This is a genomic window from Erythrobacter sp. BLCC-B19, from assembly GCF_028621955.1.
In the GTDB taxonomy this organism is placed as follows: Bacteria; Pseudomonadota; Alphaproteobacteria; order Sphingomonadales; family Sphingomonadaceae; genus Erythrobacter.
In genome coordinates this window covers 3,352,760-3,375,909 of the sequence record NZ_CP117516.1, presented here as the reverse complement: position 1 = coordinate 3,375,909, position 23,150 = coordinate 3,352,760, and the positions used below count along the sequence as shown (strand labels likewise).

Here is a 23,150-nt window from a genome sequence, read left to right as displayed (position 1 = left end):
CCTGCACCATAGGCGAGGAGCGCGAGGGAACATTTGCGATAGCGCGCGGTCCAGCTCGGGTTCTCGCGCTTGAGGCAATCGACGCACAGCTCCATCATTCCGCCTCCCGATGGATCATCGCGGGCTGGCCGCATTCTGGCGTGGTGTCGTTCATGGCAGTTCTCCTGCGGTCGCCGCGCCTTGTCGTTTTCGAGGACCGGAAGCGTGAATGGTGCAGCCCGTGATCTGTTCAATCTATCCGTCGGCGGCGCGATGAGAACGCGGACAAATGGCAATGATCCATTGCGTCTGCGGCAATGATGCTGGTCAGACGCGAGCATGACCGGTCGTTCCGTTCTCCGGAATGAACTGCTGCACAGTTTCGCCGTTCTGGCGAAATGTTGCCGCAGCTACGCTACCTGCAATCCCGCATGGCGCGGGCAATCGAGACGGGAGTCTGGTCATGCACAAACACACTGACGCGGTTCTGGCGGCGCTTGCCGGTTTTGTGCTCACCGGAGTTGTCCTGGCACCGCCGGCCTTGACGGCTCACGCCGAGAAGGCGGCGCGGATTGCCGCTTACGACAAGGCGCTGGGGCCGGATGCCACGCGTTTCGGCAGCGAGCGCGCCGGCCGCCTCGCCGGCGCGCTTCGCGAGATTGATGACCGCGAGGATGTGCGCACGCAGATAGTCGCCGCTGGCTCCCTTCCGGCTCGCAGAACCCGGTAGGGCGGCAGGCTAGCAATCGTCGAGGCTGGTTAGCATGGCCATGATGAGATCGTGGCCGTTCGTCAGTCCAGCAAAGCGGCGGGCGATCCTGCCGCCGGCGAACAAGATCATGGTCGGCAGCGAGCGCACCCCGAACAGGTTGACCAGTTCGGGGTTATGTTCGGCGTTGACCTTGACGATGGCGGCTGTGCCGCGAAAGCGGGCTTCGAGCGCCTCGAGCATGGGGGCTTGCATCTGACACGGGCCGCACCCGTCCGCGTAGAAGCTGACGAGTACGGGGTGGCCTGCATCGATCACCGCAGCCTTGAAGGTCGCGGTGCTCAGCTCCCGCGGCATTGCGGCGCCTAGAGCCCGAGGTCCGACAGGCCGGGATGGTCGTCGGGACGGCGTCCGAGGGGCCAGCGGAACAGGCGCTCTTCCTCGCGAATGGGATGTTCGTTGATGCTCGCAAATCGCCGCTGCATCAGGCCGTCAGGGGCAAACTCCCAGTTCTCGTTGCCATAGGCGCGGAACCAGTTGCCGCTGTCATCGTGGTATTCATAGGCATAGCGCACCGCGATCCGGTTGCCGGCGTGCGCCCACAGCTCCTTGATCAGCCGGTAGTCGAGCTCCTTGGCCCATTTGCGCTCCAGAAACGCCTGCGCCTCGGCGCGCCCGCGCGGGAACTCGGCGCGGTTCCGCCATTGGGTATCCTCGGTGTAGGCGAGCGCCACCCTGGCGGCATCGCGGCTGTTCCAGCCATCCTCCGCCAGACGGACCTTCTCGCGGGCGGTTTCATCGGTGAAGGGGGGAAGCGGGGGACGGGTCATGGCAGGCTCCTATGGCTGGCACACAAGAAAGACCGGACGGGGCGAGGTTGGGGGAGCCCCGCCCGGTCTACATACGGATCGGCCCGGAGGGAGCGTGATCCGCATGATGTCATCGGGGAGATTGGGGGGAGGTGTCCGATAACGCTTGCAAGCTAGGCCTGACTTGTGCGTCGCAGAACCACGGAAGGGCGAAAGGGATCATTGCGCTGCGCGAAATGCTGCGAGCTCGGCTTCGAGCATTGCTATCTTCTCGTCGCGCTCCGCCAGCGCGGCCCGCACGTCGTCTGCGTGGAACATCTGCGGGATGTGCTGCGGGCAATTGGAATCCCATGCCTCGACCTCGAACACGATCACCTGCTCGGGCCGGGCGCGGTAGCCTTCGGGCATCAGGCGCTGTTCGAGTGCCGAGTCGCCCTCGATCACCCGCGCGGTGCCCCATATCTTGATCCGCTGGCGCCGCGCGTAATCCATCAGGAAGATGTAGGCGCGCGGGTTCTCGGCGAGGTTGCCGGTGGTGATGAACTGCCGGTTGCCTTTGAAATCGGCAAAGGCGAGGGTGTGGTCGCCGATGATGTGCAGGAACCCCGGCGGTCCGCCGCGGTGCTGGATGTAGGGCTGGCCTTCGGCGCTCGCGGTGGCGAGATAAAGGCTGCGGACACCGGCAATGAAGGGGGTCAGATCCTCCAGTGACCGGCCCATCTCCATCCCTTCGTAGATCACGCGCGACCCCTTGCGCGCCTGCGCAGCTCTGACTGCGGGCGTGAAGGCGACATCGACGGGCCGGCGGGTCATGCTGTCGGCACCTGCGGCGCAATCTGCCAGGTCGCATCAGGACGCGGCACGCGCATCAGCGCGCGAATCCGGTCGGCGACCGTTTTCGAGGTCAGGTCGCGCAGCAAGGCAAAGGCCACTTCGATGGCAGTGCCCGGGCCGGTCGAGGTCACGAGCTTTCCGTCGATGACGATCGCCTCGTCGACAAACTGCGCGCCGTAGCCCTCCAGCTGGGCTTTCCGCTTGCCTCCTACCTGATGATAGGTGGTCGCCCGCCTCCCGTGCAGGATCCCCGCTGCACCGAGGGCGAGCGACGCCACGCAGACCGACGCGACGATCTTTCCGCGTGATTCAAAGTGGCGGATTACCGCAAGGAACTCGTCCGACAGGGCATCCTGATAGAAGCCGGCTCCCTCAAAGCCGCCAGGCACGGCGAGGGCATCGAAGCTGTCGAGATCGAGCGCGCTGACGAGCGCATCGGGCACAACCGAAAAGCCGAAGGTGGCGCGCAAGCGCGGGCGCAAGCCTGCCGAGACCAGTTCGATCGGCTCGTCGCCGTCGATATTCGCCCAACCCAGAACATCGGTGAAGCCTGCCGCTTCGAGCGGTTCAAAGCCATCGGCAAGCAGCAACAAGACACGTTTGGACATGAAAAATTCCTTTGCAGAACATCGGTTCGTCAGGCGGAGCTCAGCGGTCGAAGGAGATCGCGATCTTGCCGAAGTGTCCGGCCGCGCGGAGCCGCTCGTAGGCGAGCGGCGCGTCGTCGAATGCGAAGACTTCATTGACGATCGGATGGATCGCATGTTCGGCTACGAAAGCGTTCAAGCGTTCGTAGTGCTCTACGGAGCCGACGCAGATGCCATTGATGCTGGCGTTCTTGAATTGCAGCGGGGTGAGATTGGGCTGCGCGCCAAAGCCTGACAACACGCCGATCTGGGCGATCCGCCCGCCCGGGGCGATGGCCGCAATCGAACGATCATAGGTGTCCGGTCCGCCAAGTTCCAGGATGTGATCGGCGCCATGTCCATCAGTGAGCGTCATCACCGCCTGATCCCAATCGGGCTGGGTCTTGTAGTTGATGACCTGCCACGCACCGAGCGCCGCAGCGCGTGCGAGCTTGGCATCGGACGACGAGGTGACAATCACCCGCGCCCCTTGCGCAGCGGCTAGTTGCAAGCCGAACAGCGCGACACCGCCCGTACCCTGCACCAGCACGGTTTCACCGGGTTGCAATTTGCCGCGTTCGAAGAGCGCATGCCATGCGGTGACGCCCGCGTAGGGCAAGGTGGCGGCCTCTACGAAGCTCAGATGGTCGGGAATGGCGACCGCAGCGGTCTCATCGATCACCAGGTATTCGCTCAGCACGCCATCGGTCTGCCCGCCGCCGAGCGCGTTCGACAGGTTCACCGGCGAAAATGCGCCGCCAAGCCATGCCGGGAAGAAATTGGGGCTGACGCGGTCGCCTATTGTCCACGTTGTGACCGCCGATCCGATCTGTACGACAACGCCCGATGCGTCCGATAAGGGCGTGAGGCCATCGCGCGTCGCATCGGCATCGCCCATGGTCAGCAGATCGCGGTAGTTGAGGCTGGCCGCGCGCACCTTGATGAGAATCTGGTTGGGCGAAAGTTCCGGAACCGGCTTTGTCGTCTGCCTGAGCGTAAGCGAAGAACCCTCGCGGGTGAGGGCATAGTGGCGGGATATCATGGTGTTTTCCTAGTAAGTTGAAGGGTTTACAGATCGAGGATCAGCCGGTCGTTGCCGCCGGCTTCGGGGGCGGCAGGCACGGCGCAGCAGATCAGCGCCTCGTCGGCGCCTACCTTGGCGGAGGGGCGGGTTTCGTAGGTGACCTTGCCGGCCAGAACCTTGACCGCGCAGGTGCCGCACGAGCCACCGCGGCAGCTGTATTCCGGGGTCAGGCCGCGTGCTTCCGCGAGATCGAGGAGGCTGCCCGCGGACGGATCCCAGCGTGCTTCCTTGCCGGATTTGGCGAAGGCCACCGGCACCGGCTTGCCCGCCGCAGGTGGCAAGGTCTCCACGCTGGCTGGCTTGCGCCGCTTGAGCGAGGCGGGGCCGAAGGCTTCGGCATGGATCCGCGCGTCGGGAACACCGACGTCACTCAGCTGGTCATAAAGCCCCTGCATGAAGGGTGGCGGTCCGCACATGTAGAAGTCGTAGGCATCGAAGGGCAGGGTCTGGCGGAACAGATCGGTGCTGATCCGGCCCTCGGCATCGAAGTCGGTGCCGGCCACGGCATCTTGCGTGATCTCGAGCAGGCGGACGACCCGCACCGCGCCCCCAGCCTGTGCCAACAATTCGGCAATCTCTGCATCGAAAGCCCGTTCGGCCAGCGTCGGCGCGGCGATGAACATATAGGTCGGCCGCACCCGGCGCTTGCGCAGCCCCTCGAAGACAATGCTGCGCAGCATCGCCAGCATCGGCGTGATCCCGACCCCGGCGGCGAGCAGCACGGCCGGTCGCGCTTCCAGTGGATCGATCGTGAACCCGCCCGCAGGCGCGCGCGCCTCGATCACATCGCCGACCATGAGATCGTCGTGCAGGTGGTTCGATACGAGGCCCTGTCGCTTGACGCTGATGCGATAGAATCCGTCAGAGGGCGCAGTGGAGAGCGTATACGTCCGCAGCACCGGGGCGCTAGCGGAAGAGGGCTGCACACGGATCGGCAGATGCTGGCCTGCTTCGTGCACAACGATGCCTTTGCCGTCGGCAGGCTCGAGATGAAACGAGCGGATGACGCTGCTTTCATCGACGATCCGGGCGATCCGGAAGGGGCGCCAGGAATTGCGGGACTCTTCGGCTGCGATCCGGTCGGCGGCCTGCTCCCAGTCGCCGGTCATCAGGCTGTTGGGCGACCACCCCTTGGCGCGCATGGCGAAGCGCAGCGGAAGGGCGGCGGGGCGCAGGAAGATCTTGCGCGGGCGGAACACCCACAGCCGCTCGGCACCCTGAAACGCGGCGATCTCGTCGGAATCGAGCACCACCTCGGCATCGCCGGTCAGGTGCAGCATGTCGCCGGTGGCGAAGTCGGGGAAAACGAGGCCCACCTTGGGGTTCAGCAGAATATTGCCGAGCGTGTTGAAATGGAGGTTTCCGGCAAAGTCGGGAATGGTCAACGAGCCATCCTGGTTGATGCGCACAAACCCGGATTTGCCGCCGCGGTGCGAGGCATCGACATGACGGCCATTCGCGTCATCGACATAGGACGAGACGAAGAATGTATCGGCCACGGCGATCATCGCCCGCACCCGCGGGCTGTCCATGCCGAGCGTCTGCGCAGCGGGCACCTCGGCAAAGTCTCCGGGCTCGCGCACGAAGGCGAAATCGCGCAGCTGGATATATTGCGGGCAATTGCCAAAAGCGTGTTCGACCGCGACCTCGAAGCCTTCTGCGGTCAGCGCGCGTAGCGTACCGTTCATCCGGTTGCGCCGCCGGGTGTGCAGCTCGATGCCGAGCAGGCCGATAGCCGCACCATCGCGCAGTGACGCCGTGGCCGGATCCTGCGGGTCAGGGTACGCGGCAAAGGCGAGCCGCTTCGGATCGGGGCTCGCCATGAAGCCGGGCCTGCCGCTCAGCAGCGTGATCCATGCATCACCCTCCCCATCGACTGCGCCGAGCACGATGAAGGGGAGCTGGCGATAGAAGTCGCGGTGCTGGTCCGGCATATGGTCGCGGATCACGCGGCGACCGAAGGCCTCCATCCGATCGGCCACACCGACCGCTTTCTGCAAGGCGACTTCACCATCATGGAATGGCGATGGCGGCTGGGTCATGGTTGATCTCCCCCGAAATGCGATGCTGCGGGGCCGCCCTCGGGCAGCCCCGGCAGCGGATGGATCAGGCGGCGAGGCCGACCGGGGTCTTCCCGAATTCGACGAAGCCGGGGAGGCCTTCGATCCGGGCGAGCCAGCTCTTGACGTTGGCGTAGGCGGCGAGGTCAACATTGCCCTCCGGCGCGCGCGCGATGTAGCTGTAGAGCGCGAGGTCGGCGATGGTCGGGCGATCGGCGGCAATCCACTCGCGGCCTTCGAGTTCGGCCTCGATCAGCGCCAACACCGCGTGGGCACGGGCGATCACTTCATCGGGGTTGAAACCCGCCTTGAAGATGGTGACGAGGCGTGCGGCACCGGGCCCGAAGGCGATCTGGCCGGCCGCGACCGAGAGCCAGCGCTGCACCTTGGCGGCGCCTGCCGCGTCTTCGGGCAGCCAGTCGGTGCGGCTGAACTTCTTGGCGGCATAGACCATGATGGCGTTGGAATCGGCGATGTACGCGCCGTCGTCTTCCAGCAGCGGCACCTGGCCGAAGCGGTTCTTGGCGAGGTATTCGGGCGATTTGTGCTCGCCCTTGGCGAGATCGACCTCGACGATTTCGACGTCGGCGCCGATCAGCGAGAGGAACAGGCGGGCACGGTGGGCGTGGCCGGAAATGGGGTGGAAATAGAGCTTCATGATGGCATCCTTTGGCAAGATCGGATGGCAGGCGGGCCATCCGGCGAGCCATCAGATGCGCCCAGCGGGGCACGATCAGAAGCTTCGAAGGACGCAAGTCACTATTCCGCTCAGCGCAGTTATCGCCTAGGACTGACGTGATTTCGCCACGCAGGGGGTAATCATGTCGCGGTTTCATGCGATGCAGGTGTTTGTGAAAGTTGCCGAAACCAGCGGCTTTGCCGAAGCGGCGCGGCAGTTGAACATGAGCCCGCCGGCGGTCACCCGGGCGGTGGCCTCGCTCGAAGACCAGATCGGCGCGCGGCTGTTCACCCGCACCACCCGGACAGTCAAACTGACTGAAGCCGGCACGCGCTATTTCGACGACTGCCGCCGCATCCTTGCCGATGTCGCCGAAGCCGAGGCGGCGGCGGGCGGCTCCTACGCCACGCCCACGGGGGTGCTCACCGTGACGGCGTCAGCGCTGTTCGGGCAGGATTACATTGCGCCGATCCTCACTGAATATCTCGACCAGAACCCGGACGTGAATGTGCGCGCACTGTTCGTCGACCGGATCACCAACATGGTGGACGAAGGGATCGATGTCGGCATCCGTATCGGCGAACTGGCGGATTCGAGCTTCAGCGCGATCCGCGTCGGCGCGGTGCGGCGGGTGGTGTGCGGCGCGCCGGCCTATTTCGAAAAGCATGGTGTGCCGCTGCATCCGTCTGAGCTGACCAGGCACAACATCATTGTCAGCACCACATCATGGGCCTCGCTCGACTGGCGTTTCGGCGGCCCGCAAAAGCCGGTGGTGCGGATTGCGCCGCGCTTGTCGTTCAACACCTATGGCGCGGTGCTCAAGGCGACCATGCTCGGCTGGGGTCTGGCGCGGCCGTTGTCATACCAGATCGGGCAGGCGCTGATCGATGGCGACCTGCAAACCGTCCTCTCCGAGTTCGAGGACGAACCTCTGCCGGTCCACGTCGTCCACCCCGAGGGTCGCAGGGCCTCGGCCAAGGTCCGAGCCTTTGTCGATCTGGCGGTCGACCGGCTGCGTGCCAACCGTTCGATCAACTGATTTGTTCCGATTAAGGGAACAATATCTTCCATCTTTGCCCAATTATCACCGCGGAATGACGGGCCTATCTCCAGCTCACCCCGACACCGGGATCCAACTGGAGAACAAACATGAAGTCCCCTCTCATCTCGATCGCCGCGCTTGCCGCTCTTGGCTCCCTCGCTGCTCCCGCCCATGCCGACACCTTTGACGGCCCCTACGTCGGCGTGACCGCCGGCTGGGAGCGCAGCGAGATCGCCGACCGTATCGAAGCGCGCCCGATTACCGGCGAGGCGTCGCGCGACGCGCTCGTGCTCGGCGGCTATGCCGGCTACAATCTGAAGGCCACCGACAGGATCGTGATCGGCGCCGAAGCCGGATTCACCGCGGCCGTGGATGATACGGCCCGCGCGACCTCGGGTGGACGACCGCTGGCCATCGACCCGCGCTACAGCTTCGATCTGTCCGCTCGGGCCGGCTATCTCGTGACCGACAAGGCGCTGGTCTATGTCCGCGGCGGCTATGCCAACAGCCGCGTGCGTACCACCTTCGCTCCGGCCACCGGCGCTCCGGTCGTCACCTCGGACAATCTCGACGGCTGGCAGCTCGGCGGCGGTCTCGAATATGCGATCTCCGACCGCATCTCGGCCCGTGCCGAATACCGCTACAGCGACCTCGGCAGCAATGGCGGACAGTATGACCGCCACCAGACGCTGGTCGGTGTGAGCTATAATTTCTGACGCTCGCCAAAGACTCTCCCGCTCAACACCCCTGTTCGCCGCGGCCGCGTCTTTTGTAGCGAGCCGCAGCGGACAGGGTCGGGGAACGCCCATGTCCCAGATTACCCTTGCCCTTCGCCAGCTTCCGCAATCGGAGCGCTTCTTTCGCTGGCAAGCGACTGTCCTTGCCGCATTTTCTGGCGGGTCGCTCACGGCCGCGTTGCTGAACCTCGGCGCAGTCGTGGCGCTCGCGACGGCGAAGGCGGCTTTCGGTCGTGCCAACCTCGTGCGCAAGCGGACCAGCTATCATGCCTGAGGCGCTCCAGGCCCGTGTCGCGGCGCAACTCAAGCTTGCGCTGCTTGGCGATTGCGGCTGCGACAGGACAATGGGCCGGCTCGAACGCGAAGCCCGGCAGTCCGGCATGACCGGAGCAGAAATCGACGCTGCCCTGGTTGGTCGCAGCTTCGAAGCAAGGACAGCCGCCATCGTCGCCTATGCCTGCGCGCTGAAGGCGGGTGAGGCCGAGCGGATCGAGCAAGCGCGCTCCCGGGCGTCCCGGATCGGGGTTACCGCCCAGGAGCTTTCGGCCATTGCGAGAAAGGCGAAGCAGATCCTCGCCTCGAAACGGCGATGAGCAGGCTGCTTGTCGGCATTTTCGGCTGGCGCGCGCCATCAACCAGCCGCGACGAGGATCCCCTCGGCGCGTTTTTTCAAGGCTCGGGCGAGAGCGACGTCGCCCCCGAAGTCCTTCTGCGAATTCTCTGACGCAGCCCCAGCCAGGATAAATCCGATGATCGAACTTTTCACCGCCAGCACCCCCAACGGCATCAAGATACCGATTGCGCTGGAGGAGCTCGCAATCCCGTATACCCTGCGAATGATGCCGATGGGCTCGCCCGATTTCCGTTCGGCGGAGTTCCTCTCGATCAACCCCAACGGCAAGATTCCTGCCATCCGCCACCATGATAGCGGACGGGCGACTGTCACCATCTTCGAATCCGGCGCAATCCTGCTCTATCTTGCCGACACCTTCGGAGGCCTCGCGGGCGCGACCGCCGCTGCGCGTGGCCAGACCCTGAGCTGGCTGTTCCTGCAAGTGGCAGGCCTTGGGCCGATGATGGGCAACGCCGCCCATTTCCGCGCGATGAAATCGCCTGACCCCTACACGATCGGGCGGTTCCATGGGGAGGCTGGCCGCTATCTTGCGCTTGTCGAAGCGCGGTTGAGCGAAACGGAATGGCTCAACGGCGAGGCCTATTCGATCGCGGATATCGCGCATTTCTCGTGGATTCGCAGCGCGGGCTATGCCGGCTTCGACCTCAAGGATTTCCCGATCCTCGAAGCGTGGGTCCAGAAGATCGAGAAGCGCGATGCGACCGGGCGAGCCCTTGCGAGGATGGGCTGACCGACGCTCAGACCTGCGCGGCCTGAAACCACGCAGCGTCGGGGGTCGGAACGCGCATCCGTTCGCGCAGCCCCTGCGCAAATCCGGGCGAGGTCAGCACCTCGATCAGCTTGAGGGCCAGTTCGATCCCCGTGCCCGGCCCGGTCGATGTCATCAAGTGCCCGTCGACGACCAGCGGTTCGTCGACGAAGACAGCCCCGTAGCTCTCCAGCTCGGCCTTCCGGGCGCCGCCGATCTGGTGGTAGACCGTAGCCCGCTTGCCGGTGAGCACACCTGCGGCGGCGAGCGAGAGGGCGCTGACGCATACTGCGGCGATCGGTGCTTGCCGCCGGTCGAAGCTTCGGATGACGTCGAGGAAGGGTTCGGACAGCGCTTCCTCGTAAAACCCGGCATCCCCGAACCCGCCCGGAATGACCAGGGCATCGAAATCATCGAGGTCCACGTCGCCCAGCAGCGCCTCTGGAATGACGTCGAACCCGAAGGTGGTCGTGATCGGATTGCGCAATCCGACCGAGAGCTGGTCGAAGCGGATCCCGCCATAAATCGATGCCCAGCCGAATACTTCGGTGAAGCAGGCCGCCTCCATGGTTTCAAAGCCATTGGACAACAAGATCAATATGCGTTTTTGCACCAGCACCCCCGTGGTTTGGGCAATGGCTTGCGATCCCCACCGGAAGCCGGCTGCCGGCGGCCATGCTATACTAGCCCGAGCCCATTGGTCATGGCTTTTCCGGTGCGGCACCTGTGCTCTTTCGGGTGGCTTGACCCTCACGCCACGTCATCCCGCATAGGCATGATCAGGCGATTCGGAGCGCGATGATGCGGACAGTCAAACAGGTTGCGAGAGCGTCAGGCGTCAGCGTGCGCGCCTTGCACCATTACCATCATATCGGACTGCTCACGCCCGAAGTCGGCGAGAACGGTTACCGCTATTACGGTCCAGCCGAAATGCTGCGCCTTCAGCACATCCTGTTCTACCGCGAACTGGGTCTGCCGCTCTCGGAGATCGCCCGAATACTCGATGATCCCGGCTTTGATACGCGCGCGGCCCTGCTCGACTTGCGTCGCCGGATCGAGGAAGAGATCATTCAGCGGCGCGATCTCGCTCAGACGATCGACCGGACGCTGGCGTCGCTCGATGATGGCAGGGCAGTGGAAGATCATTGCCTGTTCCACGGTGTGACCGCCCGGAAGCAGGCCCAGTGGGAAGCGGAAATTGTGGCCCGTTTCGGCGATGCCGGTGACACCATGATACGCGCCTCGAAGGCGAATCTGCGGGCCCTTCCGCCGGCACGACTGCTCGAATTCAAGGCGGAAATCGACGCGATCCACGCCGATCTGGTCACCCTGATCGAGGCGGGAGCCACGCCGTCCTCCAATGCGGTGCAAGCTCTGATCGGCCGCCACCATAACTGGGTTTGCCGTTCATGGCAGCCCGACGCCGCAGCCTATGCCGCACTCGGCCGGATGTATGCGACGCATACGGATTTCCGGTCGATGTATGATGCGCTGCATCCCCGCATGGCCGCCTTCATGGAGCGTGCCATGGCGGTTCACGCTGACACGGTCCTGCGAAGGAGCCCCGAATGAACCGGCGCACCGTCCTTTCTCATATCATCATCGGAGCCACTTGCATGACCGCGACCCGTCTGACAGCCGCCGTTCCCGGCGAGCGTGATGCGACCGTCACCGTGTCGGGTGTCGAGATCGCCTGCCGTCTCACGTTCCCGCAAGGCGCTGCCCGCGGCGCGGTCCTTCTCTTGCCCGGATCGCTCTACAGCGATGTCGACGGCAACTATCCGTCGATGAACCTGCGGCCTCACGCCTATGCGGACCTTGCGCAGCAACTCGGCGAGCGTGGCTTCGTGGTCCTGCGCATGGCCAAGATCGGGCCGGGCACTGGCTCGCGCACGATCGATGCCGATGCGGCGCAGCGGCACATCGACTTTCTTGCAAGGGTCGAAGTGGCACAGGCAGGGCTGGATCTGCTGAAGCGCAATGCGCCTTCGCGCCCGGTCGTCGTTGCCGGACATAGCGAGGGCGCGGTGGTTGCCTCGCTGCTGGCGCAAGGCCCTGACGGCAAGGCGATCGATGGTGTGGTCAGCCTGTCCGGCCCGGCGCTGCCGCTTCTCTCGATCATTCGCGCGCAGGTCGCGGCCATGTCCCCGCCGGGTGTCTCGCCCGACATGACCGTGTTCGATCGCACGATTGCGGCCATCCGGGCAGGCGAAGCTCTGCCGGACGAGGCAAAATCCAACCCGCAAACGGCCATGCTTGCGTCCATGCCCGAAGCCGGTCTTGCCTATCTGCGCAGTGTCGACCGGGTGGATCCGGTCGCCGCGCTGGCACAGGTCAGGACCTCCGTCCTGATCCTTCAGGGCGAGAAGGACGATTCCGTTCCGGCAGCGCACGCCGGAATGCTGCTGGCGAGCAGGCGGCAGTTTCCGACCAGGCTCGTCACTTTCCCTGGCCTGACACACTTCTACAAGGTCGCTCCACCGGACCTTCTGCCCATGCAATCCATGGGTCTTGAGACGCCGAGCGATCCCGCTGTCGCCGACGCCATCGCCGATTGGGCCAGCGATCTGGGGCAGGACATCATGCCGACAGGTCAATGACCGATCGATCTCCGGGGGTCGATCGCCTGCAGTCCGTGAGGGCAGCGATCATGGCGGCACACAGTTCACGGTTGCCGCGACGCTGTGGAATAGGGTGAAATCGTCTGCCAGCCCAAGGCGGCATACAAGGCACGGCCAGCCTCGGTTGCGACGAGCACCTGCGTTTTGCCATCGTCCTGCCGATATGCATGAAGCTCTGACAGCAAAGCCCGGGCGAGACCTTTCCGACGGTGTGCGGGTTGCGTGACGATACGGTCGAATATGAAGACATCAGCCGTTTCGGCCGCGTAGCCTTCCGCAGCGAGTGCGCCGGTGTCGCAGAATATCTGTGCACGCGTCACTGCGCCCGAGCGCTTGGCTGTGATGGTATAGCCAGCCGTCATTCTCGCAACCGCGTGTTCCCTCGCGGCCATCATGAAGTAGCCGGGAGGGTGTATCGTCCACTTCCCGGGCAGCAAGGCGGCAAGCTCGCCCGCCGAACCGCAAAGCTTCAAAAGATACCCAGGCCTTTCAATGGTCTGGGCAAGCCTTGCCAAACCCGGCATCGCCTTCGGAAAGATCCAGCGAGCAACCTCGTCATTCGCATTGGTATCGACACGCAGGCCGCCATAGTCCGGTACTGGCATCGGCAGTCCGCGAGCAACCGAACGGGCTTCCAGCCACGCTCGCAACAGTGACGGATCGACGCCTCTAGAATACATCCACTCCAGTAGGCCTCAAAAAGGCAATGCGGCTACAGAAAGATGGTGCATGACGTCTGGTAAACCCATCGATCAACGGTAACGACATGTTGCCGATGTGCCATCACGAGAGAGGAACAAGGGCATCGGAGGAAACCGGAGATTCAAGTTAGAAGACGCGAACGACCGAGCCTGGGTCGGGAGGCGCCGAAGCTGAGTGCATGATCGGCCGACAGCGATTCTTATCTGTCCGCGTGGAACTCGCTATTCGAAAAGCAGTCCAATTGCCGGAATTGTAACGAAGAGGGGAGCGGCCGACTTTCTGCGATTGACCGTTCGTCTTATCCCTCAGCCACATTGCCAAAAAGTGGGGGTATCAATGGGGGTATCATGAAGGCGGAAAACAGAGTTTTTGGTCTAAGTCAGATACGTATAGCTTCGCTAAATGCCCCTCCTCCGCTACCATAGGCCTTTCCTGAAGCTTCCAGATGTTTCCGAATTAATCCGAAAAACTATGGAAAATTTGGGGTTTGCGGATGAATCGAGTCCGCAGGCGCGCGTGTCCATCCACACGCAGCCAGATTTGGTGTGGGGGTGATGCGAGGGGTATCGAAAAGAAGCGATACCCCATGCCTCTTATGGAGATTCAAGCCCATGCGCTGCGCTCTTCTCCGCCGATCGCGTCTCGAATCCCCGCCAACGGCGACACCTCGGTTATCTATGGAACAGCCAGCGCGGTGACCTTGTCTGCGATTTCATCACGGTGGTTCCTTGCAAGTGATCGGATGATCCGTATAAAACTCCCGTAGTTTGGTACGGTTTCAAGAGGCCATGATGAAGATTGGCGATCTGGCAAAGGCAGGCGGTGTGTCGGTCGAGACGATCCGGTTCTATCAGCGCCGCGGCCTGCTTTGCGAGCCGCCGCGCGGGGCCGGGGCGCGGCGCTATCAGCAAGCCGATCTGGAGCGGCTGTGTTCGATCCGCGCGGCGCAGACGGCCGGCTTCACGCTGGAGGAAATCGCCTCTCTGCTCGATTTGAACCCGGATGACCGCGCCGCCGCGCGCGCGCTGGCCGAGGCTCGGATTGCCGCGATCGACGAGAAGATCGCGACCCTCAAGGCGATGCGCGTTGCGCTCAAGGGCTTGGTGAAGGACTGTGCGCAGGGTGGGGAGGGGCCGTGTCCGATCCTCGGGGCGTTCACATTTCCCGCCAAGGCCGACCCCGCCGGAAACCGCACCCGGGCGCGGCGCGGATAGACTGGCATGAACGTTTCCCGATTGTCCCGCCGCGGCTTCGTGCGCGCCGCCGGTGCTGCGGCTGGGCTTGCTGCGATGCCGGCCTGGGCGCAGGGTCATGCTTTGGGCAGTTCGGGGCACCGGATGAAGGGCGGCGCGCCGATCCGGGTCGGCTTCGACGAGGTCTCGGGCGCGGTGATCGATCTTTCCGTGGGGCACGGCCCTCGGGTGGTGCAGGGGCGCAAGGGGCATGGGATCGCGGTCAACGGCTCGGTGCCGGGGCCGTTGATCCGGTTGCGCGAGGGTCAGTACGTCCGACTGAACGTCACCAATCACCTGGATGAAGACACCTCGATCCACTGGCACGGGCTGCTCGTGCCCTTCCACATGGACGGGGTGCCGGGGATCAGCTTCCCGGGCATCAGGCCGGGGCAGACCTTCACCTATGAATTTCCGATCCGCCAGTCGGGCACCTACTGGTATCACAGCCATTCAGGGCTTCAGGAACAGCAGGGGCATTACGGCCCGCTGATCATCGATCCGGCCAGCGCGGAACCGGTCGACTACGACCGCGAGTTCATCCTGCTGCTGAGCGAATTCACCCCGCTCCATCCGCACACGATCATGGAGAAGCTGCGCAAGGGCGAGGGCTATTTCAACTACCAGCAGACCAGCTGGGCCGATGATTATCCGCTCACCGCCGCCGATCGCCGGATGTGGGCCGAGATGCGTATGCCGCCGACCGACATCGCCGATGTGACCGGCTCCACCTACACCTACCTCGCCAACGGGCGGGGGCCGAAGGAGGGGCTGGAATATCTCTTCACCCCCGGCGAGCGCATCCGTCTGCGGATCATCAACGGCGCGGCGCAGACCTTCTTCAACCTGCGCATCCCGGGCCTTCCCATGACGGTGATCGCCGCCGACGGCCAGAACGTGAAGCCGGTGGAGGTGGACGAGTTCCAGATCGGCGCGGCCGAGACCTACGACGTGATCGTCACGCCCACCGCAGAAGCCTACACCGTCGTTGCGGAGAGCATGGATCGCTCCGGCATGGCGCTCGCCACGCTGGCGAGCCGTCCCGGTGCGCGCGCCGCCATTCCGCCGCCGAGGAAGGCCCCGCTGCTCGACATGGGCGACATGGGCATGAACCACGGCGAAATGGGCGCCGGTCACAGCATGGACGGCATGGCAATGCGCGATACGCTGCTGCTGCCGCCTGACGTGAAGGTCGGCCCCGGCATCGACATGGTCTCCATGGCTCCGGTCGACAAGCTGGGCGATCCCGGTCTCGGCCTGCGCGATGTGGGGCACCGCGTGCTCACTTACCGGATGCTCTCGGCGCTCGAGCCAAACCGCGACACCCGCACGCCATCGCGCCTGCTCGAGCTGCACCTCACCGGCAACATGGAACGCTATATGTGGTCGTTCGACGGTGAGATGTATTCCGCCGTCCACGACAAGCCGATCCGCTTCGCCTGGAACGAGCGGGTGCGGGTGAAGCTCGTCAACAACACCATGATGGCGCACCCCATCCACCTCCACGGGATGTTCTTCGAGCTGGTCAACGGCGAGGAGCCCGCGCATCAGCCGCGCAAGAACATCGTCATCGTCCAGCCCGGGGCGAGCGCGCAGTTCGATCTCTCCGCCAACGAGCCGGGCGACTGGGCCTTCCACTGCCACCTCCTCTATCACATGCACGGTGGGATGATGCAGACCGTCACGGTGATGGCGCCGGACGCATGAGGGCTGCCCTCCGATTCCTCGTGCTGTTGAACGCAGCGCCGCTCGCCGCGCAGGACCAGCACGCCGGGCACGAAATGCCCGAGATGGACAAGCAGGAGGCGTCCCCTGGCCCTGCAATGGAGACCCCGCCGCCGCCTGAAGCCGGGAGCGGTCCGCCCCGCGCTGCCGATGCGATCTGGGGCGCGGATGCGATGGCGGCCTCGCGCGCAGCGCTGCGGCGCGAGCATGGCGATTTCCCGGTCTTCTGGCTCCAGGGCGACCGGCTTGAGGCGCAGGTTCGCGATGGCAAGGATACCTATCTCTGGGACATCCAGGGCTACTATGGCGGCCCGACACAGCGCCTGTGGTTCAAGAGCGAAGGGAAAGGCGCGTTCGGCGAGAGGCCCGAGGATGCCGAGGTGCAGGCGCTCTATGCCAAGGCGATCGCGCCCTTCTGGGACATTCAGGCTGGCGTGCGCCAGGACTTCGCGGGGCCGGACACCACTCACGCCGTCATCGGCGTTCAGGGCCTCGCCCCATACCGTTTCGAGGTCGATGCTGCGCTATTCCTCTCCCATCGCGGCGATCTCACCGCGCGGATCGAGGCCGAGGTGGACCAGCGCATCACCCAGCGCCTGATCCTGCAGCCGCGCATCGAGGCGAACCTTGCGGCGCAGGACGTGCCCGAACTGGGGATCGGCGCAGGGCTCGACCGGATCGAGATCGGGGCGCGGCTGCGCTACGAGATCGCCCGCGAGTTCGCGCCCTATATCGGCATCGAGCAAGCATGGCGGACGGGCACGAGCGCGGACTTCGCGCGTTTGCGCGGCGAGGCTCCGTCCACCACAAGTTTCATCGCCGGCATTCGCTTCTGGTTCTGATCGACACCGAGGACAAACACCCATGCGCATCTCTGCTTTCTTCGCTGCCCTTGCTCTCCTCGCCCTCGCGCCCGGTGCGGCATGGGCGCACGTCACTCTCGCTGCATCGAGCCCGGCGGCCGGGGCCGAAACAAAGGCGCCCAAGGCAATCACTCTGACCTTCAGCCAGCCGGTCAATCGGGGCACGGCAAGCGCGGCTATCATCATGACGGCGATGCCGGGCATGAAGGACCATGGCGAAATGGCCATCCGCAACTTCACGGCGAGCTGGTCGGCGGACGGCAAGACGCTGACCCTGACGCTTGCCAAGCCCCTGCCCAAGGGCACCTACGACGTCCGCTGGCAAGCCGCAGCCGCCGATGGGCACGCGATGAGCGGAACCGTGACGTTCGACGTGAAGTGACGGCTGCACGGCTCCGACGATCCGGCTTGAGGCCGACGTGGTGCCGCTCGCCGAGGGACGCTTCCTGCGCAAAGCACCCAACGCTCTGCCGGGCAGCTGGACGCGTCGCCCGCGACGTGTCGTGGTTTGCGGGAATAACAGCCGAGGGCATTTCGTTATTGATCCGATCGCAATCTCCAAGCGACGGGAAACTGCCCAATGAAGAACTTCAGGCTGCTCCAGGCACACATCGACACCGTCCCCCTGCTCGCCGAAATAGCTGCAAACACGGCTGCCTTCGAAGCTCATCGCGGGCGACAGGAAAAGGTCAGGGTGCAGCGCGAGGCGCTGGCAATTCCCCTGCGCGGCCTGAGAGCTTCAGCCATCGGCGAACGCAAAAGGCGCGATGTTCATGAAAGCCGGTGGACGAGCGGTTCGCAAGCCTATCCGCTCGCCCGCGCTTTTCTCAAGACAACCGCGCGCGCGCTCGGCGGAGAATTGTCACGGGCCAAGATCGTCTGCCTGCCGCCGGGCCACCGCGTCTATCCGCATATCGACCGGGGCGAGTACTACCGCCTGCGTGGCCGCTATCACCTCGTGCTCAAGTCATCGGGCTCGTGGATGCGCGCGGGCGACGAGGAAGTGCGGATGCGCAGCGGCGAATTGTGGTGGTTCGACAATGATCAGCTGCACGAGGCCCGCAATGACGGGGATGACGACCGGATCCACCTGATCTTCGATCTGCTGCCGCGCGGTGGTGCGGTGCTGGTCACGGCCGGCGGGGCCGGACGCGTTCAGCCACTGCCTGACGCGAGAGCGCGCTGAGCCGGGCGGGGCTGGCCGCAGGGCCCGACAGGGCGGCGATCAGCTCGACCTCGCGCTTGCTGCCGCGCAGATAGTTGATGCTGACGCGGCGGATGTAATGGCCGACCTCGGGCGCATAGTCCCATTCGCGGCGCTCGATCAGGCGCATGGTGGTGGACGAGTAACGGTCACACACGACCGGGACCGCCTCGAAGATGCCAGCCTTGACCGCGAAGCTGCGCAGCTTGCCGGATTTGCACACCCACAGGGCGACCGAACGCTTGAGCGATGCCTCGGGGCCGGCACGCGTTTCGCTCACCACCCGGAAGCGCACCGAGCGCGGGCGGGCCATCGGCCAGAGCGCATCGGGGTTGCCATGCACCTCGCGGCTGCCGGTGCCCTTGCCGCTGCGCCATGACAGCACCGGCACAATGAAATTGCGGCTGCGGGTATAGCTCGGGCCGGAAAGACCGGCCCAGATGACGGTGTCTCCGCTGCTCCTGACCACACGTTCGACCCGTCCGTCGGAAAAGACGAAAGCATCGCCGCCCTCGTAATGCGGGAGGGCAATGGGGGAGGGGGCGGGCAGCGCCGTAGCGGCGGCCGCTCCTGCGGCGAGCAGGCCGAGCATCACGGCTGTTCTCCGATCAGGCCCACGCCATAGATCGGGTCACGTCCGCGCGGGCCGAGATCGCGGGCCTCGCCCTCGAGCACCTTCACTGCGCGGCGTGAGGCGGCTGCATCGGGCGTGCGCAGCCGTGCGGCGAGCCTTGCGGCGACGATCGGCGAGGCAAAGGATGTGCCGGTGGCATCGCGCAGTGCGCCCTTGTTGTCGATCGCCGCGACCGCAACGCCGGGCGCTGCAAAATCGACATAGCTGCCGCGATTGGCATAGCGGTAGACCCGCTCCTGGGCATCGACCGCAGTCACGCCGACCACGCCCTCGTAGGCGCCGGGAAACACTGGCGGAGCTGCAGGGCCATCGTTGCCTGCTGCGGCAACGATGATGTGGCCCTGGCCAGCGATCCGCGTGATCGCCTTGGCAACGGCGGGGTTGCGCGGGCCGGACAGGCTGATGTTGATCACCGGCACCTTGCGCGCCGCCAGCCAGTCGAGCGCCTTGATCAGCGCAAAGCTCGACCCGGCAGTCTCGCGCGGGCCGCTGAAGATGTCGGCCACATAGATGCGGGTCGCGCTGGCCGGGTTGCCCTTGGTGCCCGAGACCAGATAGGCCACCGCCGTGCCGTGCAGCCGGGCCTCGGTCTGCTTGCCGTTGAAGGCCTGCTGGGTGAGCTGGACGTGGCGGAAATTGGGGAGGTCGGCGGCAACGCCGGTGTCGATGAGCCCGATTTCGCAGCCGCAGGCCAAACGTGCGGGCGCGGCTTTCCCGCGCGTCTTGCGGGTGCGCGTGGCGGCGCTGTCGAACAGGTGGTTGAGGCCGATGCTGTCGGGATCGCCGAGTGCATCGAGCGCATCGCGGGCGGCCTCGCCTGTCAGTTGCGGCGGGCCGCGCAGCAGCAGCAGCGTGCCATCGACCGAGGCCAGCTGCTCGCGGGCGACGACCTCGAAACCCTGCCCCTCGAGCAAGGCGAGGTCATCCTCGCTCAGATCGAGCGCGACAAATTCCCCGCGACGGTAGCGGAAGCCCTCGTCGTCGGTGTCGATCCGGTCGCGCAGGTCCAGCTCGGCGCGGGTGGCGGCACTTTCCGCGCCGGGCAGATCCCAGTTTCCAAGATCGTCGTCGCTGTCATCGCCCGCGTCATCGGCCTCGTCGTCGTCAATGTCATCCTTGTCATCGTCGCCGCGGTCTTCGGCATTGCCCTTGCCGGAATTGTCGACCTTGTCGTCATCATCATCGTCCGACTTGCCCGATCCGGAGTTGTCGTCGTCCCGATCGTCGTCGTCGTTCCCGCCGCCACCGTGGCCGGAGTTGCCGCCATTGTCGTCGCTGCCACCGTCATCGTCCGATCCGCCGCTGCTGTCATCGCCGGAGCCGCCTTCGTCCGAACCACCATCGTCAGCACCACCATCATCGGAACCGCCGTCGTCGGTGCCGCCTTCGTCGTCTCCCGCGCCGGCATCCGGATCGCCCGCGTCCGCATCGCCATCGGCGCCGGGATCGGCCCCGTCGGGATCGGCTTCGTCAGGATCGGCTACATCGTCACCCGAGCCCGGATCGGCAGGGTCGTCATCGTCGTCCCCATCGTCCCCGCCATCATCGTCCGGCCCCTGCGCGAACAGCGGGGCGGAGAGCGGTGCGCTGGTATGGAGGCCATGGACGGCGAGCAACGCAAGCAGACCGATCAAGGGTATTCTGGAACGCATCGCCTCTCCCCACGCGCGGACCGCAGATTATCACGCAGCCGCCGGATTGACCATTGATGAGGATACGGTTCACACAGTGCCTTTATTCCCGCGACCGGCTATGCTTCGGGAATAAACCCGACCGCTGACCCGTTTTCGCCAAGAGCCACACGATGAATGCAGATGAGCCGACAAGACAAGCGCTGGTTGCGCTTCTGCCGCGTCTGCGCAGGTTTGCACGGGTGCTCACAGGGAATCTGGCCGATGCCGACGATGTCGTGCAGACGAGCTTGGAGAAAGCGATGTTGAATTGGGATCAGTGGCAGCCCGGCACCCGGCTCGACAGCTGGATGTTCCGGATCGCCCGCAACACCTGGATCGACGACCGCCGCCGCGCGCACAACCGCGCCGGGCATGACGATATCAGCGCGATGATCGATCTGGCTGGCGATGACGGCGTGGCGCTGGTGGAGGCGGACGATGCGGCGCGCAAGGTGCGCGCTGCGGTCGACCGCCTGCCGCCCGAACAGCGCGATGTGGTCGCGTTGGTGATGCTCGAGGAGTTCAGCTACCGCGACGCAGCCGAGGCGCTCGATCTGCCGATCGGCACAGTGATGAGCCGCCTGTCGCGCGCCAAGGCGGCGCTGGCCAAGGTGCTCGCCATGCCCGAGGGGATGGTGCAATGAACCCCGCCTTCTCCGATGCCCAGCTCGCCGCCTTCCTTGACGGGAGGCTTGCGGACGAACAGCTCGCCGCTGCAATCGAGGCAGCGATCAATGCCGATCCGGCCCTCGCCGAGCGGGCAATGACGCTGGCCGAGGGTGGCGATGACATAGCCTCGCAAGCGGTGCGCGATGCCTTCGCGCCTGTGCTTGAGGCATCGGTTCCCGCACGCCTGACCGAGGCGCTCGCCGCGCCGGTTGGTGCGGACGTGGTCAATCTCGCCGACCGGCGCGACCAGACCCGCGCGCTGCCTCAGCCCGCGAATGACACTGGCAGCGGCTGGCGCTGGCCGCAATTCGCCGGCCTCGCTGCCAGCCTTGCGCTCGGCGTGATGATCGGCGGGCCGCTGCTGGGCGGGCGCGAGGGCGGCGCGGGCGGCGATCCGGGCGCGCTGCTGCTCGCCAGTGCCGAGGTTTCGGCAATGCTCGATGCCGCCCCCAGTGGTCAGGCGCAGGATCTTGCCGCACTCGGGCAGGGTGAGGTGGTGCTGACCTTCCGCAACACCGCAGGTGCTTTGTGCCGCCAGTTCACCATCACCGCGCCCGGCGGCGGTGCCACCAGCGACGCGCTTGCCTGCGCGGCGAAGGGCGGGGACTGGCAGGTCGAGGCCTTTGGTCGCCGGGCAGCACCGGCAGGCGAGATGAAGCTCGCGGGCGGTGATGCGGCGGTGGGCGTTGTGGCCGCTGTTGATGAACAGATCGCGGGCGATCCGCTGGTTGGCTCTGAGGAGCTGGCCGAACTCAAGCGGAAATAGCATCAAGGCGGGCCGGGCGATCCCCGGCCCTGCTTCAGATGATAAAGGCGATTTCCATCACTGCGGCCACGCCCTTGTTCACGCCGACGCGCAGCTGCTCCTCGCGGAACCGGACGATGTCGGCGCGCAGCTGGATATTGGGGTGCAGCTGGTAGAACCCGCCCGCTCCGATCAGCCGGTTGCTGCGGTCCGAGGCCTTGGTATAGGCCGCGCTCGCTGCCACACCCCATTCGGGGGTCACCCAGCCAACCCCGCCGTTCACTTCCCACTGATCGAAGCCGCGATCGAGCCGGTTGGAATCGCCGCGGTCGACATAGGCGCCGCCGATCCGGAACGGCCCGCGGCGGGCTTCGGCCCCGAGGCTCCAGCTGTTGAGGTCCGCGCGGGTGGTCAGCGGGTCGGCCTCGCCCGTGGCATAGCCCGCGCTCGCCCCCAGGATCCAGTCGCCCACCGGCTGCTGGTATTGCAGCCCGAACTCGAAGGCGTTGTCGAGCGCGATCCGCTCGCGCGAGTCCACGGCGGCTGAATTGCGGCGCACCTTGGGTGACCACGACACCCCGCCGCGCAAGCCCCCCACCGGCGGCGAGAGGTAGATCACCTTGAAGGCATCCTGCGTATCGAGCGCCCGCAGCAGCGCCTGGCTCCCGGCATAGCGCGAAAACTCGCCGCGCACCTGCCCCAGCGCCACCAGCGGCGCGGCAAAGGCGAGCGTGTCGGCGGGGCCGTCCTGCAAGCCGACCTCGATCCGGCCATAATCGGTCGCGGCAAAGCCGTAGATCTCGCCCGCCTCGAGCACCTCGGAGGCGCGGCGGCGGCTGTTCTGTTCGACGTTGAAGCCAATCAGGATCCCGCCGGGCGAAGTCCATTCGGCATTGAGCCGGGCGAACAGATCGATCTTGGCATCGGGGGAATCCGTGGCGGGATCATTGTCGTCAAACCCCGCCCCCTGCGCTGCCGCGCCCGCGGTCAGTCGTATGTCGAAACCCTGCCACTGCACCTCGAGCGGCCCGAGCCCCTCGTCGGCCTGGGCTGTTGATGCCCCCGCCAGCGTCAATCCTGCCAGCACGCCGCAGCCCAGCCTGCGCAAGTCCCCCAAATCCCGCATATTCTGCTCTTTTCT

Annotated in this window: 27 protein-coding genes; 15 read left to right on the top strand and 12 right to left on the bottom strand. The window is 65.3% G+C overall.

All coding sequences use genetic code 11. The features are described from left to right. The first annotated feature begins 442 nt into the window (after nucleotides 1-442). On the top strand, nucleotides 443-709 hold the full coding sequence (locus tag PS060_RS15860; protein ID WP_273984479.1) for a hypothetical protein: 267 nt from the start codon (nucleotides 443-445) through the stop codon (nucleotides 707-709). A gap of 9 nt (nucleotides 710-718) precedes the next feature. Here PS060_RS15860 and PS060_RS15855 read toward each other — a convergent pair whose 3' ends face one another. From PS060_RS15855 to PS060_RS15825, 7 genes are all read right to left on the bottom strand, one after another. Next, nucleotides 719-1,045, bottom strand: a complete 327-nt coding sequence (locus PS060_RS15855) for a thioredoxin family protein (protein ID WP_273984478.1) — start codon at nucleotides 1,043-1,045, stop codon at nucleotides 719-721. An 8-nt stretch (nucleotides 1,046-1,053) separates the two neighbouring features. Next, complete coding sequence (locus PS060_RS15850; RefSeq protein ID WP_273984477.1) at nucleotides 1,054-1,518, bottom strand: nuclear transport factor 2 family protein; 465 nt, start codon at nucleotides 1,516-1,518, stop codon at nucleotides 1,054-1,056. Between the two features lie 198 nt (nucleotides 1,519-1,716). Next, nucleotides 1,717-2,310: a pyridoxamine 5'-phosphate oxidase family protein gene (locus PS060_RS15845; protein WP_273984476.1), complete on the bottom strand. Its 594-nt coding sequence runs from the start codon at nucleotides 2,308-2,310 to the stop codon at nucleotides 1,717-1,719. Next, nucleotides 2,307-2,939 carry a DJ-1/PfpI family protein gene (locus PS060_RS15840; RefSeq protein ID WP_273984475.1) on the bottom strand — a complete coding sequence of 211 codons (633 nt, stop codon included), beginning with the start codon at nucleotides 2,937-2,939 and terminating at the stop codon, nucleotides 2,307-2,309. Before PS060_RS15840 ends, PS060_RS15845 begins: the two co-directional genes overlap by 4 nt. 40 nt (nucleotides 2,940-2,979) lie before the next feature. Next, nucleotides 2,980-3,999, bottom strand: a complete 1,020-nt coding sequence (locus PS060_RS15835) for a zinc-dependent alcohol dehydrogenase family protein (protein ID WP_273984474.1) — start codon at nucleotides 3,997-3,999, stop codon at nucleotides 2,980-2,982. A gap of 26 nt (nucleotides 4,000-4,025) precedes the next feature. Continuing rightward, nucleotides 4,026-6,083, bottom strand: a complete 2,058-nt coding sequence (locus PS060_RS15830; protein WP_273984473.1) for a pyridoxamine 5'-phosphate oxidase family protein — start codon at nucleotides 6,081-6,083, stop codon at nucleotides 4,026-4,028. 64 nt (nucleotides 6,084-6,147) lie between these two features. After that, entirely contained in the window at nucleotides 6,148-6,759 is a 612-nt protein-coding gene (locus tag PS060_RS15825; protein ID WP_273984472.1) for a glutathione S-transferase family protein, read from the bottom strand. 163 nt (nucleotides 6,760-6,922) lie between these two features. Between PS060_RS15825 and PS060_RS15820 the strand changes: the two genes are divergently transcribed. The 5 genes from PS060_RS15820 to PS060_RS15800 all read left to right on the top strand — a co-directional run bounded on the left by PS060_RS15820 (nucleotide 6,923) and on the right by PS060_RS15800 (nucleotide 9,923). Then, entirely contained in the window at nucleotides 6,923-7,819 is an 897-nt protein-coding gene (locus tag PS060_RS15820; RefSeq protein WP_273984471.1) for a LysR family transcriptional regulator, read from the top strand. Nucleotides 7,820-7,929: 110 nt separating this feature from the next. After that, on the top strand, nucleotides 7,930-8,538 hold the full coding sequence (locus PS060_RS15815) for an outer membrane protein (RefSeq protein ID WP_273984470.1): 609 nt from the start codon (nucleotides 7,930-7,932) through the stop codon (nucleotides 8,536-8,538). Between the two features lie 91 nt (nucleotides 8,539-8,629). Beyond that, nucleotides 8,630-8,833 carry a hypothetical protein gene (locus PS060_RS15810; protein ID WP_273984469.1) on the top strand — a complete coding sequence of 68 codons (204 nt, stop codon included), beginning with the start codon at nucleotides 8,630-8,632 and terminating at the stop codon, nucleotides 8,831-8,833. Between the two features lie 70 nt (nucleotides 8,834-8,903). Beyond that, the gene (locus tag PS060_RS15805; RefSeq protein ID WP_273984468.1) at nucleotides 8,904-9,152 is read left to right on the top strand and encodes a hypothetical protein; all 249 of its coding nucleotides are present in this window, start codon (nucleotides 8,904-8,906) and stop codon (nucleotides 9,150-9,152) included. A 156-nt stretch (nucleotides 9,153-9,308) separates the two neighbouring features. Further along, nucleotides 9,309-9,923: a glutathione S-transferase family protein gene (locus tag PS060_RS15800; RefSeq protein WP_273984467.1), complete on the top strand. Its 615-nt coding sequence runs from the start codon at nucleotides 9,309-9,311 to the stop codon at nucleotides 9,921-9,923. Between the two features lie 7 nt (nucleotides 9,924-9,930). Here the strand turns inward: PS060_RS15800 and PS060_RS15795 are convergent, their stop codons facing one another. Beyond that, nucleotides 9,931-10,539 carry a DJ-1/PfpI family protein gene (locus PS060_RS15795; RefSeq protein WP_273984466.1) on the bottom strand — a complete coding sequence of 203 codons (609 nt, stop codon included), beginning with the start codon at nucleotides 10,537-10,539 and terminating at the stop codon, nucleotides 9,931-9,933. A gap of 200 nt (nucleotides 10,540-10,739) precedes the next feature. On the opposite strand from PS060_RS15795, the gene PS060_RS15790 reads away from it, so the two are divergent. Together PS060_RS15790 and PS060_RS15785 are read left to right on the top strand one after the other, a co-directional pair. Next, entirely contained in the window at nucleotides 10,740-11,513 is a 774-nt protein-coding gene (locus PS060_RS15790) for a MerR family transcriptional regulator (RefSeq protein ID WP_273984465.1), read from the top strand. A 44-nt stretch (nucleotides 11,514-11,557) separates the two neighbouring features. After that, nucleotides 11,558-12,541, top strand: a complete 984-nt coding sequence (locus PS060_RS15785; RefSeq protein WP_273984464.1) for an alpha/beta hydrolase — start codon at nucleotides 11,558-11,560, stop codon at nucleotides 12,539-12,541. Between the two features lie 65 nt (nucleotides 12,542-12,606). Here the strand turns inward: PS060_RS15785 and PS060_RS15780 are convergent, their stop codons facing one another. Then, on the bottom strand, nucleotides 12,607-13,167 hold the full coding sequence (locus PS060_RS15780) for a GNAT family N-acetyltransferase (protein ID WP_273984463.1): 561 nt from the start codon (nucleotides 13,165-13,167) through the stop codon (nucleotides 12,607-12,609). A gap of 888 nt (nucleotides 13,168-14,055) precedes the next feature. Between PS060_RS15780 and PS060_RS15775 the strand changes: the two genes are divergently transcribed. The 5 genes from PS060_RS15775 to PS060_RS15755 all read left to right on the top strand — a co-directional run bounded on the left by PS060_RS15775 (nucleotide 14,056) and on the right by PS060_RS15755 (nucleotide 18,270). Then, nucleotides 14,056-14,478 (top strand): MerR family transcriptional regulator, encoded by a 423-nt coding sequence (locus tag PS060_RS15775; protein WP_273986950.1) that lies wholly within the window; start codon nucleotides 14,056-14,058, stop codon nucleotides 14,476-14,478. A gap of 6 nt (nucleotides 14,479-14,484) precedes the next feature. Then, nucleotides 14,485-16,203, top strand: coding sequence for a copper resistance system multicopper oxidase (locus PS060_RS15770; protein ID WP_273984462.1), 1,719 nt, complete (start codon nucleotides 14,485-14,487; stop codon nucleotides 16,201-16,203). Continuing rightward, complete coding sequence (locus tag PS060_RS15765) at nucleotides 16,200-17,063, top strand: copper resistance protein B (protein WP_273984461.1); 864 nt, start codon at nucleotides 16,200-16,202, stop codon at nucleotides 17,061-17,063. Before PS060_RS15770 ends, PS060_RS15765 begins: the two co-directional genes overlap by 4 nt. A 22-nt stretch (nucleotides 17,064-17,085) precedes the next feature. Next, nucleotides 17,086-17,466, top strand: a complete 381-nt coding sequence (gene copC, locus PS060_RS15760; RefSeq protein WP_273984460.1) for a copper homeostasis periplasmic binding protein CopC — start codon at nucleotides 17,086-17,088, stop codon at nucleotides 17,464-17,466. 198 nt (nucleotides 17,467-17,664) lie between these two features. Continuing rightward, entirely contained in the window at nucleotides 17,665-18,270 is a 606-nt protein-coding gene (locus tag PS060_RS15755) for an aspartyl/asparaginyl beta-hydroxylase domain-containing protein (RefSeq protein ID WP_273984459.1), read from the top strand. Here PS060_RS15755 and PS060_RS15750 read toward each other — a convergent pair. Next, on the bottom strand, nucleotides 18,215-18,883 hold the full coding sequence (locus PS060_RS15750; RefSeq protein ID WP_273984458.1) for a hypothetical protein: 669 nt from the start codon (nucleotides 18,881-18,883) through the stop codon (nucleotides 18,215-18,217). The two genes, PS060_RS15755 and PS060_RS15750, sit on opposite strands and share 56 nt — an antisense overlap. Beyond that, entirely contained in the window at nucleotides 18,880-20,574 is a 1,695-nt protein-coding gene (locus PS060_RS15745; RefSeq protein WP_273984457.1) for a S8 family serine peptidase, read from the bottom strand. The genes PS060_RS15750 and PS060_RS15745 overlap by 4 nt, the downstream gene beginning before the upstream one ends. A gap of 152 nt (nucleotides 20,575-20,726) precedes the next feature. On the opposite strand from PS060_RS15745, the gene PS060_RS15740 reads away from it, so the two are divergent. Together PS060_RS15740 and PS060_RS15735 are read left to right on the top strand one after the other, a co-directional pair. Then, the gene (locus tag PS060_RS15740; protein WP_273984456.1) at nucleotides 20,727-21,239 is read left to right on the top strand and encodes an RNA polymerase sigma factor; all 513 of its coding nucleotides are present in this window, start codon (nucleotides 20,727-20,729) and stop codon (nucleotides 21,237-21,239) included. After that, entirely contained in the window at nucleotides 21,236-22,030 is a 795-nt protein-coding gene (locus tag PS060_RS15735) for a hypothetical protein (RefSeq protein ID WP_273984455.1), read from the top strand. Before PS060_RS15740 ends, PS060_RS15735 begins: the two co-directional genes overlap by 4 nt. Before the next feature lie 34 nt (nucleotides 22,031-22,064). On the opposite strand, the gene PS060_RS15730 is transcribed toward PS060_RS15735, so the two are convergent. After that, complete coding sequence (locus PS060_RS15730; protein WP_273984454.1) at nucleotides 22,065-23,135, bottom strand: porin; 1,071 nt, start codon at nucleotides 23,133-23,135, stop codon at nucleotides 22,065-22,067. Between the last annotated feature and the right edge of the window lie 15 nt (nucleotides 23,136-23,150).

Coding starts and splice junctions, on each gene's coding strand:
- PS060_RS15830 (WP_273984473.1), bottom strand. CDS start 6,083: ATGACCCAGCCGCCATCGCCATTCCATGATGGTGAAGTCGCCTTGCAG.
- PS060_RS15850 (WP_273984477.1), bottom strand. CDS start 1,518: ATGACCCGTCCCCCGCTTCCCCCCTTCACCGATGAAACCGCCCGCGAG.
- PS060_RS15735 (WP_273984455.1), top strand. CDS start 21,236: ATGAACCCCGCCTTCTCCGATGCCCAGCTCGCCGCCTTCCTTGACGGG.
- PS060_RS15790 (WP_273984465.1), top strand. CDS start 10,740: ATGATGCGGACAGTCAAACAGGTTGCGAGAGCGTCAGGCGTCAGCGTG.
- copC (WP_273984460.1), top strand. CDS start 17,086: ATGCGCATCTCTGCTTTCTTCGCTGCCCTTGCTCTCCTCGCCCTCGCG.
- PS060_RS15860 (WP_273984479.1), top strand. CDS start 443: ATGCACAAACACACTGACGCGGTTCTGGCGGCGCTTGCCGGTTTTGTG.
- PS060_RS15770 (WP_273984462.1), top strand. CDS start 14,485: ATGAACGTTTCCCGATTGTCCCGCCGCGGCTTCGTGCGCGCCGCCGGT.
- PS060_RS15825 (WP_273984472.1), bottom strand. CDS start 6,759: ATGAAGCTCTATTTCCACCCCATTTCCGGCCACGCCCACCGTGCCCGC.
- PS060_RS15840 (WP_273984475.1), bottom strand. CDS start 2,939: ATGTCCAAACGTGTCTTGTTGCTGCTTGCCGATGGCTTTGAACCGCTC.
- PS060_RS15805 (WP_273984468.1), top strand. CDS start 8,904: ATGGGCCGGCTCGAACGCGAAGCCCGGCAGTCCGGCATGACCGGAGCA.
- PS060_RS15745 (WP_273984457.1), bottom strand. CDS start 20,574: ATGCGTTCCAGAATACCCTTGATCGGTCTGCTTGCGTTGCTCGCCGTC.
- PS060_RS15780 (WP_273984463.1), bottom strand. CDS start 13,167: ATGCCAGTACCGGACTATGGCGGCCTGCGTGTCGATACCAATGCGAAT.
- PS060_RS15820 (WP_273984471.1), top strand. CDS start 6,923: ATGTCGCGGTTTCATGCGATGCAGGTGTTTGTGAAAGTTGCCGAAACC.
- PS060_RS15800 (WP_273984467.1), top strand. CDS start 9,309: ATGATCGAACTTTTCACCGCCAGCACCCCCAACGGCATCAAGATACCG.
- PS060_RS15855 (WP_273984478.1), bottom strand. CDS start 1,045: ATGCCGCGGGAGCTGAGCACCGCGACCTTCAAGGCTGCGGTGATCGAT.
- PS060_RS15730 (WP_273984454.1), bottom strand. CDS start 23,135: ATGCGGGATTTGGGGGACTTGCGCAGGCTGGGCTGCGGCGTGCTGGCA.
- PS060_RS15775 (WP_273986950.1), top strand. CDS start 14,056: ATGAAGATTGGCGATCTGGCAAAGGCAGGCGGTGTGTCGGTCGAGACG.
- PS060_RS15765 (WP_273984461.1), top strand. CDS start 16,200: ATGAGGGCTGCCCTCCGATTCCTCGTGCTGTTGAACGCAGCGCCGCTC.
- PS060_RS15740 (WP_273984456.1), top strand. CDS start 20,727: ATGAATGCAGATGAGCCGACAAGACAAGCGCTGGTTGCGCTTCTGCCG.
- PS060_RS15845 (WP_273984476.1), bottom strand. CDS start 2,310: ATGACCCGCCGGCCCGTCGATGTCGCCTTCACGCCCGCAGTCAGAGCT.
- PS060_RS15810 (WP_273984469.1), top strand. CDS start 8,630: ATGTCCCAGATTACCCTTGCCCTTCGCCAGCTTCCGCAATCGGAGCGC.
- PS060_RS15755 (WP_273984459.1), top strand. CDS start 17,665: ATGAAGAACTTCAGGCTGCTCCAGGCACACATCGACACCGTCCCCCTG.
- PS060_RS15815 (WP_273984470.1), top strand. CDS start 7,930: ATGAAGTCCCCTCTCATCTCGATCGCCGCGCTTGCCGCTCTTGGCTCC.
- PS060_RS15785 (WP_273984464.1), top strand. CDS start 11,558: ATGACCGCGACCCGTCTGACAGCCGCCGTTCCCGGCGAGCGTGATGCG.
- PS060_RS15835 (WP_273984474.1), bottom strand. CDS start 3,999: ATGATATCCCGCCACTATGCCCTCACCCGCGAGGGTTCTTCGCTTACG.